The sequence below is a fragment of the Streptomyces sp. NPDC007157 genome, from assembly GCF_040634235.1.
Taxonomy (GTDB): Bacteria; Actinomycetota; Actinomycetes; order Streptomycetales; family Streptomycetaceae; genus Streptomyces.
Genome location: NZ_JBEYFE010000001.1, coordinates 125,293 through 139,615, shown reverse-complemented (window position 1 = coordinate 139,615; position 14,323 = coordinate 125,293). Strand labels below are relative to the sequence as shown.

Here is a 14,323-nt window from a genome sequence, read left to right as displayed (position 1 = left end):
TCCGGGGCGGCGCGCCTACATCAGGACCCGGCTCCGTGAACCCGGTTCCGTCCGCGAACGAACGAATGCGCAGGGACCATGACGAACATGCCGGAGCCTCCGGGCCAGGAGGACGCTCCCATCTACCTGGACCACAACGCCACCACCCCCGTCGACCCCCGGGTGGTGCAGGCGATGCTGCCCTTCCTGGCCGACGGCTTCGGCAACCCGTCCAGCGCACACGCCTACGCGCGGGCACCGCGCACCGCGCTGTCCCGGGCCCGACGGCAGATCGCCGCACTCGTCGGAGCCGAGCCCCGGGAGGTCGTGCTCACCGGCTCCGGATCCGAGGCGAACAACCTCGCGTTGCGCGGCGCCGTCCTCGCCTCCGCCGCCGGCAGACGGCGAGTGATCACGCAGGTCACCGAGCACCCGGCGGTGCTGGAGACCTGCCGTGCCCTGCACCGGCTGCACGGCGTGGACGTGACGTACCTGCCCGTCGACGGGCAGGGCCTGGTCGATCCCGCCGACCTGGCGGCGACGCTGGACGAGCGCACCGCGGTGGTCTCGGTCATGGCCGCCAACAACGAGACCGGCACCCTGCAACCGGTCGCCGAACTGGCCCGGCTCGCCCACGACCACGGCGCGCTGTTCCACTGCGACGCCGCCCAGGCCGCCGGCAAGGTTCCGGTGGACGTACGGACGCTCGGCGCCGACCTGCTGACCGTCGTGGGCCACAAGATGTACGCCCCGAAGGGCGTGGCCGCGCTGCGCGTACGGGCGGGCGTCCGCCTCGAACCCCTGGTCTACGGCGGCGGCCAGGAGGGCGGGCGCCGCGCCGGAACCGAGAACGTCGCCCTCGCCGTGGCGCTGGGCACCGCCGCCGAACTGGCCGCCGCCGAACTCGCCGAGGGCGGTGCCCGGCGCGTCGAGGCACTGCGCGACCGCCTGCACCGCGGGCTCACCGAGGCGCTCCCCGGCCGGGTGCACCTGAACGGAAGCGCCCGTCGCCTGCCCGGCACCCTGAACGTCAGCGTCGACGGCACCACGGGCCATGAACTTCTCGCCGCCGTGCCGAACCTCGCGGCCTCCACCGGCTCGGCGTGCCACAGCGGCACGCACACGCCGTCACCGGTACTGCGCGCGATGGGCCTGGACGACACCCGGGCGCTGGCCGCCGTACGGCTGTCGCCGGGCCGCTGGACCACACCGGCGGACGTGGACCGGGCGGCCGGGATGCTGGCCGACGCCGTTCGCTCGCTCGCCGCCGCGGGGCCGGTCGGGTCCCGGCCCGCGGCGCCCTGAACTTGCCGCGGCCCGCCCCACGGGTAGCGTGGAGACGAGGTCGGGGGCCCTGACGCGAAGGAGCGGGCGGATGGGCGTGAAGCGGTGGGCGGACCTGTGGCCGGTGTACCGGCAGATCACCGGAGCCGACCCGCTGGGCCGGGGCAGGGCGGTCCAGTCGAAGCGGTCGAGGACCCTCACACCCCACACCGAGGACGCCGACCGGATCGTGCACTCGGTGTGCCCCTTCTGCGCCGTCGGCTGCGCCCAGAACGTCTACGTCCGGGACGAGCACGTCACCCAGATCGAGGGCAACCCGAACAGCCCGGTCTCCCGCGGCCGCCTGTGCCCCAAGGGCTCCTCCAGCAAGCAGCTGGTCACCGGACCGCAGCGCGAGGACAAGGTGCGCTACCGGGCCCCGTACGCCACCGAGTGGCAGGACCTGGACCTGGAGACGGCCCTCGACATGGTGGCCGACCGGGTCCTCGACGCCCGCCGCCGGGGCTGGCAGGACACCGACGAGCACGGCAACCCACTGCGCCGCACCATGGGCTTCGCCAGCCTGGGCGGCGCGGCGCTGGACAACGAGGAGAACTACCTCATCAAGAAGCTGTTCACCGCCCTGGGCGCCCTGCAGATCGAGAACCAGGCGCGCATTTGACACTCCGCCACGGTTCCCGGTCTGGGAACCTCGCTCGGCCGTGGCGGTGCCACGGACACCCCGGAGAGCCTGACGGACGCCGACTGCGTCGTCATCATGGGCTCCAACATGGCCGAGGCCCATCCGGTCGCCTTCCAGTGGGTCATCGAGGCCAAGAAGCTCGGTACCCGGGTGATCCACATCGACCCCCGGTTCACCCGCACCAGCGCCCACGCGGACCAGCACGTGCGGATCAGGGTGGGCAGTGACATCGCCTTCCTCGGCGGTGTCGTCAACCACATCCTCTCCAACGACCTGCAATTCGATGAGTACGTACGGGCCTACACCAACGCCACGTTCCTGGTGCGCGAGGACTTCCAGGACACCGAGGACCTGGACGGCCTGTTCAGCGGCTATAACCCGGAGACCGGCAAGTACGACAGCAGCAGCTGGGCCTACGAGTGCGTCGGCGGCGAGGGCGACGGCAGGCAGGGCAGCACACTCATCTCCGCCACCCCCGCCCAGTCGGCCGGCGGACACGAGGACCTGCCCGGCACCGCCGGCCGGATCGCGACGGACCCCACCATGCGGCACCCGCGCTGCGTGCTCCAGATCCTGAAACGGCACTTCTCCCGGTACACCCCGGAGATGGTGGAACGGGTCTGCGGCATCACCCGGCGGCAGTTCCTCGACGTGTGCCGGGCCTGGACCGAGAACTCCGGCCGGGAACGGACCACCTCGCTCGTCTACAGCGTGGGCTGGACACAGCACTCCGTCGGCGCCCAGTACATCCGGGCCGGCGCCATCGTCCAGCTCCTCCTGGGCAACATGGGGCGGCCCGGCGGCAGCATCCTGGCGCTGCGCGGCCACGCCAGCATCCAGGGCTCCACGGACATCCCGACCCTGTACAACCTGCTGCCCGGCTACCTGCCGATGCCCAACGTCACCCACACCAGCCTGACCAAGTTCGTGGACGACGTACGCCACGTGATGCGCAAGGGGTACTTCGCGAACGCCAGGACCTACATGGTCTCCATGCTGAAGGAGTACTGGGGTGACGCGGCCACCCCGGAGAACGACTTCTGCTACGACTGGCTGCCCCGGATCAACGGCGACCACGGCACCTACCGCACCGCGATGGACATGATCGCCGGCACGGTGTACGGCTTCTTCCTGGTCGGGCAGAACCCGGCGGTGGGCTCGGCCCACGGACGGCTCCAGCGGCTCGGCATCGCCAACCTGGAGTGGCTGGTCGTCCGCGACCTCGCGATGATCGAGAGCGCGACGGTGTGGAAGGACGCGCCCGAGATCGAGACGGGCGAGATCTCCACCGAGACCTGCAGGACCGAGGTGTTCTTCTTCCCCGCCGCCTCGCACGTCGAGAAGTGCGGCACGTTCACCCAGACCCAGCGCATGATCCAGTGGCGCGACCAGGCGCTCGAACCGATCGGCGACCGCCGCTCCGACCTGTGGTTCTTCTACCACCTCGGGCGGATCGTCCGGGAGAAGCTGGAGGGGTCGGAGGACGAACGCGACCGGCCGGTCCTCGATCTGGCCTGGGACTACGCGGTGGAGCAGGGGGACGAACCGTCCGCCGAGGACGTCCTGCGCCACATCAACGGCATCGACCTCACCACCGGACGCACCGTCAACTCCTACGAGGAGCTCAGGGACGACGGGACCACCGCGTGCGGCTGCTGGATCTACAGCGGCGTCTTCGCCGACGAGACGAACCAGGCCCGGCGCCGCAGCTCGCGGTTCGAGCACCCGATCACGGACAACCAGTGGGGCTTCGTGTGGCCGCTCAACCGCAGGGTCCTCTACAACCGGGCGTCCGCGGACCTCGACGGGCGGCCGTGGAGCGAGCGCAAGGCTCTCGTCTGGTGGGACGAGGAACGCGGTGAGTGGACCGGCCACGACATCCCCGACTTCCAGCGGCACAAGCCGCCGCACCACCAGCCGCCGCCGGAGGCGACCGGTACGGACGCGCTGACCGGGGACGACGCGTTCATCATGATGGGCGACGGGAAGGCGGCGCTGTTCGCACCGACCGGCCTGGTCGACGGGCCGTTGCCCACCCACTACGAGCCCGAAGAGTCCCCGGTGCGCAACGCGCTCTACACGCAGCAGTCCAACCCGACCCGGCTGACCTACGCGCGCACCGACAACCCGTACAACCCCTCGCCTCCCGAGTCCCACACCGATGTGTTCCCGTACGTGTTCACCGCCTCCCGGTACACCGAGCACCACACGGCCGGCGCGATGAGCCGTCAGCTCCCCTACCTCTCGGAGCTCCAGCCGGGACTGACGGTGGAGGTGTCCCCGGAACTCGCCGCCGAGCGCGGACTGCACCACATGGACTGGGCACACGTGATCACCAGCCGGACGGCGGTGGAGGCCAAGGTGGTCGTCACCGACCGGCTGGCCCCGCTGCGGCTCGACGGCCACACGATCCACCAGATCTGGATGCCGTACCACTGGGGCAGCCGCGGCATCACCACCGGCGACGTCGTCAACGACCTGATCGGCGTGGTGGCCGACGCCAACGTGCTGATCCAGGAGAGCAAGGTGCTCACCTGCGACATCCGGCCCGGGCGGCGCCCGCGCGGCCCCGCACTCCTCGCCTACGTCGAGGACTACCGGCGCCGCGCGGGGATCACCACGAGGACCGGCACCAGCGAGGTGACGGCCCACGGCCACCGGACGGACGGGCCTGCCGAGGACGGCCGCCCGGCCACCACTGAAGGGCCGGAGGAACCCTGATGAGCGAGCACGAGAACAGCTTCTTCGGCCCGCTGGCGGACCCGGCCGGGGACGCCGGCTACCCCGAGGACCACCCGCCCCGGGTCGGTTTCTTCACCGACACCTCCGTCTGCATCGGCTGCAAGGCGTGCGAGGTGGCCTGCAAGGAGTGGAACGACGTCCCGACGGACGGCTTCGACCTGCTCGGCATGTCCTACGACAACACCGGCTCGCTCGGCGCGAGCACCTGGCGGCACGTCGCCTTCATCGAGCAGGACCTGCGGCTCGGCGACCAGGACTCCGGTCTGGTCGGCCTGCCCACCGGACCGTCCGGGACGGAGACCACCCGGGAGGTGGTCGCGGAGGCGCTGCACGACGCGGGCGACCGGGCCGGCGCCGAACTCGGCACGGAACCCGTCGACCTGGGCTTCCCCAGCTTCGACCTGCCCGGTGCCGGGAGCGGCGCGGAGACCCGTACGGACTTCCGCTGGCTGATGTCGTCGGACGTGTGCAAGCACTGCACCCATGCCGCGTGCCTGGACGTCTGCCCCACCGGGGCGCTCTTCCGCACCGAGTTCGGCACCGTCGTCGTCCAGCCCGACATCTGCAACGGCTGCGGCTACTGCGTCTCCGCCTGTCCCTACGGCGTCATCGACCGCCGCCCCGACGACGGCCGGGCCTGGAAGTGCACCATGTGCTACGACCGGCTCAAGGGCGGTCTGGAACCGGCCTGCGCCAAGGCCTGCCCGACCGACTCCATCCAGTTCGGCGTGCTCGACGAACTGCGCGAGCGCGCCGACGCCCGCCTGGAACAGCTCCACGAGGCGGGCGTGCCCGAGGCCCGGCTGTACGGCCGCGACCCCGACGACGGGGTCGGCGGCGACGGCGCGTTCTTCCTGCTCCTCGACGAGCCGGAGGTCTACGGGCTGCCACCGGACCCGGTCGTCACCACCCGAGACCTGGGTTCCATGTGGAAGCACGCGGCCGTGGCGGCCGGGATGATGGTGGCCGCGTCCGCCGCGGTGTTCGTCAAGGGAGGCCGTCGATGACCGGACGCGACGGGGACGGGAAGCACCGCAGGGGCGGCAGTGGCGAGGAGTCCATGGTCCCGCGCGCGGAGTTCCGGTCCTACTACGGACGCCCGGTGCTGAAGCCGCCGGTATGGGAGTGGAAGGTTCCCGCCTACCTCCTCACCGGCGGGCTCTCGGCGGGCGCCGCCCTGCTGGCCGTCGGCGCCGACCTGACCGGGCGGCCCGACATGCGCAGGTCCTGCCGCGTCGGCAGCTTCGGGGCACTGCTCGCCAGCAGCTACCTCCTCATCGGCGACCTCGGCCGGCCGCTGCGCTTCCACCACATGATGCGGGTGGCGAAGCCGAGTTCCCCGATGTCGGTGGGCACCTGGATCCTGATGTCCTACGGCCCCGGCTGTTCCCTGGCCGGCATCGCCGAACTCGTGCCGAAGCCCTGGCTGGACCGGGCCGGGCTCACCACCGCCGTGAAGTGGGCCGCCCGGCTCGGCGGGATCTCCGCGGCCGCGATCGCTCCCGCGCTGGCCTCGTACACGGCCGTTCTGCTCTCCCAGACGGCGGTGCCGGCCTGGCACGAGGCCCACAAGGAGCTGCCGTTCGTCTTCACGGGGTCCGCGGCGGCGAGCGGCGCCGGGCTGGCGATGATCTGCGCCCCGCCGGCGGAGGCGGGTCCGGCCCGCCGGCTGGCTCTCCTCGGGGCGTCGATGGAGATCGTGGCGGCCCATCTCATCGACCGCAAACCGCAGTTCGAGACCTCGGCGTTCACCCATGGCGCCGCCCACCGGATGCGCAAGGCGTCGGAGTACCTGACCATCGGCGGGGCATGCGCCGCCCTCACCTTCGCCCGCCGCAGCCGGGTCGCCGCCACACTGGGGGGCCTCGCGCTCCTGGTGGGCAGCGGATTCCAGCGGTTCGGGACCTTCGAGGCGGGCGTGGCGTCCACGAAGGACCCGGCGTACGTGGTGAAGCCGCAGCGCGAACGCCTCGACGCCCGGCGCGAGGCCGAGCGCGGCACGTGACCTCGCCACGGCGCCCGCCCGGCGCGCGGAGGCGTGGACGACCGGGGCGAGGCGGTGTGGCCGTCCGGTGTGAGGCGGTGTGGCCGTCCGGCGCGAGGCAGCCCTGCCGCTCGCGGTCGTCACGGCCCACTTAGGCCCGCGTGTCCTCGTCGCGGTTCGCGTCAGGCCCGTGTGCGCTGGTCGCGGTTCGCGTCAGGCCCGCGTGTCCTCGTCGCGGTCCGCACCGGATCAGCGCACCGGATCCGCGCACCGGATCCGCACACCGGATCCGCGCACCGAGCCCCGCCCCGGCCGGGGCCATGAGCCGTACCGGTCCGGGCCGGAGCGTGCACGGTGCGGCGCGGGCTCCGGGAGCGGCCGCCGACCTAGCCTGGCCGGGTTGCCGTCGGCAGGGCCGGAGCGGAGGTGCACGAGATGGCGCGCGACCACGCCGGCGCGGCGGACGCCGGCCCGCCCGTCGACGGACGGCGGCGGCTGCCGCGCACCGATGTGCTGCTGGCCGATCCCCGGCTGACCGCGGCGGCGCGGCGGCTCGGGCGGGAGCTGGTCAAGGACGTGGTCGCGGGAGTGCAGTCCCGGGCCCGGGCGGGCGAGGTACCCGTCGACGAGATCGCCGACCGTGCCGTGGCCGCCCTGCCCGCCACCGCCTGCGCCCTGCGCCCGGTCGTCAACGCCACCGGCGTACTGCTCCACACCAACCTGGGCCGGGCCGCCCTCTCGCCGGCCGCCCGGGACGCCGTGCTGGCCGCGTCCGGCACCACGGACGTCGAACTCGACCTCGCCACCGGGACCCGTTCCCGGCGGGGGAGGGCCGCGCTCGACGCCCTGCTGCGTGCCGTGCCGGCCGCCGAGGCCGCCCATGTGGTCAACAACGGCGCGGCGGCGCTCGTCCTGGCCGCGACCGCGCTCGCCCAGGGACGGGAGATCGTCGTCAGCCGGGGCGAGATGGTGGAGATCGGGGACGGCTTCCGCCTGCCCGACCTGCTGGTCTCCACCGGCGCCCGGCTGCGCGAGGTCGGCACCACCAACCGCACGACACCCGCCGACTACGCCGCGGCCGTGGGCCCGGACACCGGCTTCGTCCTGAAGGTCCACCCCTCCAACTTCCGCGTCACCGGCTTCACCCGGGAGGCGTCCGTCGCCGAACTGGCCCCGCTGGGCGCGCCCGTGGTGGCCGACATCGGCTCGGGCCTGCTCGCCCCGGAGCCCGCACTGCCCGGGGAGCCCGACGCGACGACCTGGCTGCGGGCCGGGGCGTCCCTGGTCACCGCCAGCGGCGACAAGCTGCTCGGCGGACCGCAGTGCGGGCTGCTGCTGGGCGACGCGGAACTGGTACGGCGGCTGGCCCGGCACCCGCTGGCCCGTGCCCTGCGCGTGGACAAGCTGACCCTGGCCGCCCTGGAGGCGACCGTGCGCGGCCCCGTCCCGCCGACCGTCACCGCGCTGCGCGCCGATCCCGTACGGCTGCGGGAACGCGCCCGGGACCTCGCCGCGGAACTGCGCGCGGACGGGTTCGACAGCCGTGCCGTCGACACCGAGGCGGTGGTCGGCGGCGGCGGCGCGCCGGGCGTGACGCTGCCGAGCGCCGCCGTCTCGCTGCCCGCCGCCTACGCAGCCCCGCTGCGCGCGACCGACCCCGCCGTCATGGGCCGGGTGGAGGACGGCCGCTGCCTGCTGGACCTGCGGGCGCTGCCGCCGGAGGCCGACGCGCTCCTGGCCCGGGCGGTGCGCCTGGCGGACGTCCCGCCCGGGGCGGCCGGGCCGGGAACGGGGAGCTGATCCGTGCACGTCGTCGCCACCGCGGGACACGTCGACCACGGCAAGTCCGCGCTGCTGCGCGCCCTGACGGGGATGGAGCCCGACCGCTGGGCGGAGGAACGGCGCCGGGGCATGACCCTGGACCTGGGCTTCGTGTGGACGCGGCTGCCCGGCGCGGGCGACGTGGCCTTCGTGGACGTACCGGGGCACGAACGTCTCGTGGGCAACATGCTGGCCGGGGTCGGCCCGGTCCCCGCAGTCCTCTTCGTCGTCGCCGCCGACCAGGGCTGGCAACCGCAGTCCGAGGAGCATCTGTCCGTCCTGGACGCGCTCGGGGTACGGCACGGCGTCCTCGCCGTCACCCGCTGCGACCTGGCCGGACCGGACGCGGCCCGCGCCGAGGCGCTCGCCCGGATCGCCCGCTCGTCCCTGGGCGACGTGCCCGGCGTGGCCGTCAGCGCGGTGACGGGTACCGGCCTCGACGCGCTGCGCGCCGCCCTGGTCCGGATGACCGGCGGCCTGCCCGCCCCGGACCTAGCCGCGGACGTACGGCTGTGGGTGGACCGGGAGTTCACGGTGCGCGGGCACGGGACGGTAGTCACCGGCACCCTCGGCGCGGGGACCGTGCGCGTCGGTGACCGGCTCCGGCTCGCCCGCGACGGGCGGACGCTGCGGGTACGCGGGCTGGAGTGCCTCAAGGAGCCGTGCCAGGAGGCCGGGGCGGTCGCGCGGGTGGCGGTCAACGTGACCGGACCGGGCGCCGGGGAACTGCGCCGCGGGGACGCGTTGGTCACCCCGGACCGATGGCTGACCACCGATGTCGTGGACGTACGGCTGCACGGCGACGCGGCCCGCGAGCTGCCGCGCGACCTCACCCTGCACGCGGGCTCCGCGGCGGTGCCGGTGACGGTCCGTCCGCTCGGCACGGACACCGCGCGCCTGCGGCTGGCCGCACCGCTGCCGCTGCGCGTCGGCGACGGCGCGCTGCTGCGCGACCCCGGACCGCATCGCGTCCCGGCGGGGATCACCGTGCTCGACGTCCGCCCGCCGCGGCTGACCCGGCGCGGTGCGGCGGCGGCCCGGGCCCGGGAACTGGCGGCGGCGCCGGGACCCGCCGACGGAGCCGAGGAACTGCGCCGGCGCGGTCTGATCCGCCGCTCGGAGCTGCTCGCCATGGGCGTGGAACCGCCGCTGGAGCCGGTCGCGGGAGAGTGGCTGGCGGACCCGGCCCACTGGGCGGCGCTGCGCGAGCGCCTGGCCGAGGCGGTCGAGGAGCACGCCGCCCGCAATCCCCTCGAACCCGGCATGCCCCTGGAGGCGGCCCGGCAGACGCTCGGACTGCCGGAGCGCGGCCTCGTCGACGCGCTCCGGGCACAGTCGCCCGGCCTGCGGTACAGCGACGGTCGGCTCCACGGCAGCCACGCCGGCCCCACGCTGCCACCCGCGATCGAGGCCGCGGTGGCAGCCGTACGCGCGGACCTCGCCCGTGCGCCGTTCCACGCCCCGGACGCCGGGCGGCTGCACGAACTCGGCCTCACTCCCAAGCTGCTGGCGGCCGCCGAGGCGGCGGGAACCCTGCTGCGGATCGGCCAGGGGATCGTGCTGCTTCCGGACGCGGACGTACGGGCCGCGGCCGTCCTCGCCCGGCTGGAGCAGCCGTTCACCACCAGCCAGGCACGCCAGGCGCTGGACACCACGCGCCGGGTCGCCGTCCCGCTGCTGGAATACCTGGACCGGCACGGCCACACCGTACGGGTGGACGCCGCGCTGCGTCGCTGCCCCGCCACAGGCCTGGACGGCCGGTGACGCGGACAGCACGCGCTGATCTGCGGAGACGGACAGGAATCGAACCTGCCTGCCCGAGTTGCTCGGACACCTCGGTTTTGAAGACCGGGAGGGCCACCAGGCACCCTTACGCCTCCCCGCAGGGCCATCGAACCGTCGCATTCCCGGGCAAGTCAACGCGCCACACGGCGCTCCCCTTCACCCGCAAGGATTGATGCAGCCATGACTGGCACACGAACCGGCATCCACGAGCCACAGAAGCAGGGGACCGTCCGGCTCACGCAGTACGCGCACGGTGGCGGCTGCGCCTGCAAGATTCCCCCCGGCGAACTCGAGGAGCTCGTCGCCGGACTGACGGCCCCGGGGACGCCCGGCGTCGCCACGGGCGACCTGCTCGTGGGCCTCGAAGCCGGCGACGACGCGGCCGTCATGCGGCTGCCGGGCGCCGCCGGCGCGACCGTCGCCGCCGTCGCCACGGCGGACTTCTTCACACCGGTGGTCGACGACCCCTACGACTGGGGCCGCATCGCCGCCGCCAACGCGCTCTCCGACGTCTACGCCATGGGCGGCACCCCGCTCGTGGCGGTCAACCTGCTGTGCTGGCCCCGCGACGTGCTGCCGTTCGATCTGGCACGAGAAGTACTGCGCGGCGGAATGGACATCGCCGCGGCGGCGGGCTGCGTCGTGGCGGGCGGCCACAGCGTGGACGACCCCGAGCCCAAGTACGGCATGGCGGTGACCGGCACCGTCGACCCGGACCACCTCCTGCGCAACGACGCGGGACGGCCGGGGACGCCCCTGTCACTGACCAAGCCGCTGGGCCTGGGAGTCCTCAACAACCTGCACAAGACGACCGGAGAGGTCTTCCCGCAGGCGATCGAGACGATGGTGGCGCTCAACCGCGACGCGGCGCGCGCCGCGGTGGCCGCGGGGGCGGTCTGTGCCACCGACGTCACCGGCTTCGGCCTGCTGGGCCACCTGTACAAGCTGGCCCGCGCGTCGGACGTGACCGCCGTCGTCGACTCCGCCGCGGTGCCGTTCCTCGACGGCGCCCGGGAGGCCGCCCGCACCGGGCACATCAGCGGCGGCACCCGCCGCAACCTCGCATGGGTCACCCCGCACACCGACTTCGGCGCCGCCGACGACCTGACCCGGCTCCTCCTCGCCGACGCCCAGACCTCCGGCGGCCTCCTCGTCGCCGGCGAGGTCCCGGGCGCTCCCGTCATCGGCGAACTGGTCCCGGCGGGTCCACACCGACTGGTCGTGCGCTGACCGGATCCGTCGAGCGGCCGAGCGAGCGCGTGCCCGGTGCGGCACGCGCTCTCGGTCCGTCAGGCGACCGCGCAGGTCTGGTCGCCCAGTCTGAAGGACGTGGGTTCGGTGTTCGCCCCCGTCCAGGTACCCGTGAAGCCGAAGGACACCGAGGAGCCGGCGGCGACCGTGCCGTTCCAGCTGACGTTCTTCGCTGTCACGGTCGCGCCGGTCTGGGTCCAGTCGGCGTTCCAGAGCCGGCCGACGGTCTGGCCGTCGGGGAAGGACCAGCCGAGGGACCAGCCGCTCCACGCCGTCGAGCCCGTGTCGGTGAGTCGGACGTCCGCCTGGAAGCCGCCCGTCCACTGGTTGGTGATGGTGTAGGCGACCGTGCAGGCGCCGGCCGGGGTGGGATCCGTGCCGCCGCCGCCGCCGCCGCCGTCGTCACCGCCGCCGGCCGTGTCGCCGTAGATCACGCCCCGGCCGTTCGTGGAGACGTACACCCGGCCGTACACCCGCGGGTCGCCCGTGATCGCCGCGCCGGTCCAACCCCACTGGTCCGCATCGTCGTTGATACGCGTCCAGGTCGTCCCCTCGTCCGTGGAGCGGAAGATGCCGCGTACCCCGCCGATCTTCGCGCTGGTGTAGAGGGTCTGGTACGAGGCACCGGTGGCGGCCTTGCCGAAGCCGATCGTGTCGGCCTGGTCGACGTTCGAGAGCCTGGCGAAGCTCGCGCCGCCGTCCGTGGAGTGCCACAGCCCGTACGCGCCGTCCGTGGCGCCGCCGGCCAGCCACACATCGCCCTTCGTCCCGGGCAGCGCCTTGAAGCGCACGCTGTCGCCGCTCGGGAGGCCGCCCGCGGCGGACGCCGTGAAGGTCGCGCCGCCGTCCGTACTGACATAGAACTTCCCGGACTTGAAGCCGTAGAAGGTCCTCGGGTCGACGCGGTCCGACTCGACGGCCGCCCCGGCCGGGATCCCGCTCGACGCCGACCAGGACGAGCCGAAGCCCGTCGTGTACTGGACGCCGGTGCCCGCCGGGCTCCAGACGAACCGGCTGCCGTCGGCGGCCGCCGCGACCGTACCGCCGCCGCTCACCCCCGAAGGGTCCGTCCCCGCGAACCAGTTGGCCCCGTTGTCCGTCGAGAACGCGATGTGCGGGCCGGAGTCGAGATTGCCGACCCTGACCACGGTGTCGGGGTTCGTCTCCGCGAAGTCCAGGCTCGTCGTGGTGGTGAAGGTGGGGGACGTGTACATCAGCGAGGGGACCTTGGTCAGATCCGTGTGGCGGAAGCCGCCGATGTCACCCAGCGCGCTGAAGAGCCGGGCCCCGCCCGACGGGGGCGCGGCCAGGTCGTCGACCGCCGTCTCCTCCAGGCCCCGCACCATCGGCTTGATCGTGAACTGGCCGCCGGAGTCCCAGTTGCCCAGGTTCTCGGTGCCGTAGAGCGTCGCTCCCGTCCCGTACATCATCCGGTTCGAGTCGAACGGGTCGATCTCCAGCGCCTCCGTCATCCAGCCCAGTTTCGGGGTCTGTTCGGGCGGCGACGGGTTCGCGCCGAAGGTGAGCCAAGGGCTGGACGAGACGTCCATCGTGTAGCGGTTCGAGCGGTTGGGGTAGGACGTGTAGTCCCACGCCTTCGTCCAGGTCGCGCCGCTGTCCGTGGAGCGGAAGAGCTGGGTGTCCGGCCACCAGGAGCTGTACGCCGTCGCCATCACCGTGCCGGGGTGCTGCCGGTCCACCGTCAGGCCGGAGAAGCCGTAGTAGGTGTCGGCCTCCGCCACCGGGCTGATGTCGGTCCAGGTGCCGGTCGCGGTCGCGTACCTCCACAGCCGGCCCTTTCCGCCGTCGTACGGGCCGCCCTTGTCGCTGTAGGAGAGATACAGGTAGCCGTTGACGGCGTCCAGGACGCCCTTGTGCGCGAGGTATCCGGTCGGCTGGCCGGCGAGCCGGGTCCAGGTGGCGCCCGCGTCCGTCGAGCGGTACACCGAGTTCTGCGGGTCGGCGACCCCGACGTAGACCGTCTTCGTCGCCGTGCCGGCCGTACCGGTCGACTCGTCGAAGGTGACCCAGGTGATGCCCTGGTTGTCGGAGGCGTAGCCGCTGGTGTCGGTCGGATCCTGGGCGTAGTCACCGACGTTGGGGAAGTCGGTCACCTGCGCCCAGGTCGCCCCGGAGTCGGTCGACCGCCACAGCCCCTTGCCGCTGGGCGCGCCCAGGTACAGCACGCTGTCCTTGTGCGGGTCGATCGCCAGCCGCTCGCCCATGCCCCGGCCGGGCATGTTGCCGCCCAGCTTGAACGGCAGATCGGTCTTCTGCCAGCTGGCGCCCCGGTCGGCGGAGCGCAGCACGGCCCCGTTCGTCGGGTCCCAGCTGTTGGTGTAAGTCCCGACGGCCGCGTACACCCGGTCCGGGTCGGCCGAGTCCGAGGCCAGGCTGACCACGCCCGTGTGGCCCCACTCGTCCCAGCCGACCGAGTCCAGCAAGGGCGTCCAGGTCTTCGTCGACTCCTGCCAGCGGTAGGCGCCGCCGATGTCGGTACGGGCGTAGACGAGGTTCTTCTCGCTGCGGTTGAAGACGATGCCGGGGACGAAACCACCGCCGTCGATCCGGGCGTTGTGCCAGGTGTAGCTGTCGGCGGCGAGCGTGACCTTCGATGTCTCGTGGGCGGCGAGCGCGGGCGGGGTGCCCGCGAGCAACCCGGCGGCGAGGGCCAGGACAGCGGTGATGATGCGCGTTCTTCGCAAGGGAAGTCCCTTCCGCGAGAGGCGGGTAAGCGCATTCTGAATAGGGTGGGAGTTGCCGGGCCACCCCCGTGCAGGTGGGGATGACCCGGC

At 73.3% G+C, this 14,323-nt stretch carries 8 protein-coding genes and 1 tRNA gene; 7 read left to right on the top strand and 2 right to left on the bottom strand.

The genetic code is table 11. From position 1 onward, the window contains the following. Positions 1 to 87 precede the first annotated feature (87 nt). The 6 genes from ABZ642_RS00625 (at position 88) to ABZ642_RS00600 (ending at position 10,256) form a co-directional block, all read left to right on the top strand. Entirely contained in the window at positions 88 to 1,284 is a 1,197-nt protein-coding gene (locus ABZ642_RS00625) for a cysteine desulfurase family protein (protein WP_360474769.1), read from the top strand. Positions 1,285 to 1,354: 70 nt separating this feature from the next. Continuing rightward, positions 1,355 to 4,666, top strand: a complete 3,312-nt coding sequence (gene fdh / locus ABZ642_RS00620) for a formate dehydrogenase (protein WP_360474766.1) — start codon at positions 1,355 to 1,357, stop codon at positions 4,664 to 4,666. Further along, a complete protein-coding gene (locus ABZ642_RS00615) occupies positions 4,666 to 5,694 on the top strand; it encodes a 4Fe-4S dicluster domain-containing protein (protein WP_360474763.1) in 1,029 nt (342 codons plus the stop codon). Before fdh ends, ABZ642_RS00615 begins: the two co-directional genes overlap by 1 nt. Next, positions 5,691 to 6,692 (top strand): NrfD/PsrC family molybdoenzyme membrane anchor subunit, encoded by a 1,002-nt coding sequence (gene nrfD / locus ABZ642_RS00610; RefSeq protein ID WP_360474760.1) that lies wholly within the window; start codon positions 5,691 to 5,693, stop codon positions 6,690 to 6,692. The genes ABZ642_RS00615 and nrfD overlap by 4 nt, the downstream gene beginning before the upstream one ends. 414 nt (positions 6,693 to 7,106) lie before the next feature. Further along, positions 7,107 to 8,471, top strand: coding sequence for an L-seryl-tRNA(Sec) selenium transferase (gene selA / locus ABZ642_RS00605; RefSeq protein WP_360474758.1), 1,365 nt, complete (start codon positions 7,107 to 7,109; stop codon positions 8,469 to 8,471). Between the two features lie 3 nt (positions 8,472 to 8,474). Then, complete coding sequence (locus ABZ642_RS00600) at positions 8,475 to 10,256, top strand: SelB C-terminal domain-containing protein (protein WP_360474755.1); 1,782 nt, start codon at positions 8,475 to 8,477, stop codon at positions 10,254 to 10,256. 21 nt (positions 10,257 to 10,277) lie between these two features. On the opposite strand, the gene ABZ642_RS00595 is transcribed toward ABZ642_RS00600, so the two are convergent. Next, positions 10,278 to 10,372 (bottom strand) — tRNA-Sec (locus tag ABZ642_RS00595). 85 nt (positions 10,373 to 10,457) lie between these two features. Here ABZ642_RS00595 and selD point away from each other — a divergent pair. Next, the gene (selD, locus tag ABZ642_RS00590) at positions 10,458 to 11,507 is read left to right on the top strand and encodes a selenide, water dikinase SelD (RefSeq protein WP_360474752.1); all 1,050 of its coding nucleotides are present in this window, start codon (positions 10,458 to 10,460) and stop codon (positions 11,505 to 11,507) included. 59 nt (positions 11,508 to 11,566) lie between these two features. Here selD and ABZ642_RS00585 read toward each other — a convergent pair whose 3' ends face one another. Continuing rightward, a complete protein-coding gene (locus tag ABZ642_RS00585; protein WP_360474749.1) occupies positions 11,567 to 14,233 on the bottom strand; it encodes a cellulose binding domain-containing protein in 2,667 nt (888 codons plus the stop codon). Positions 14,234 to 14,323: the final 90 nt, after the last annotated feature.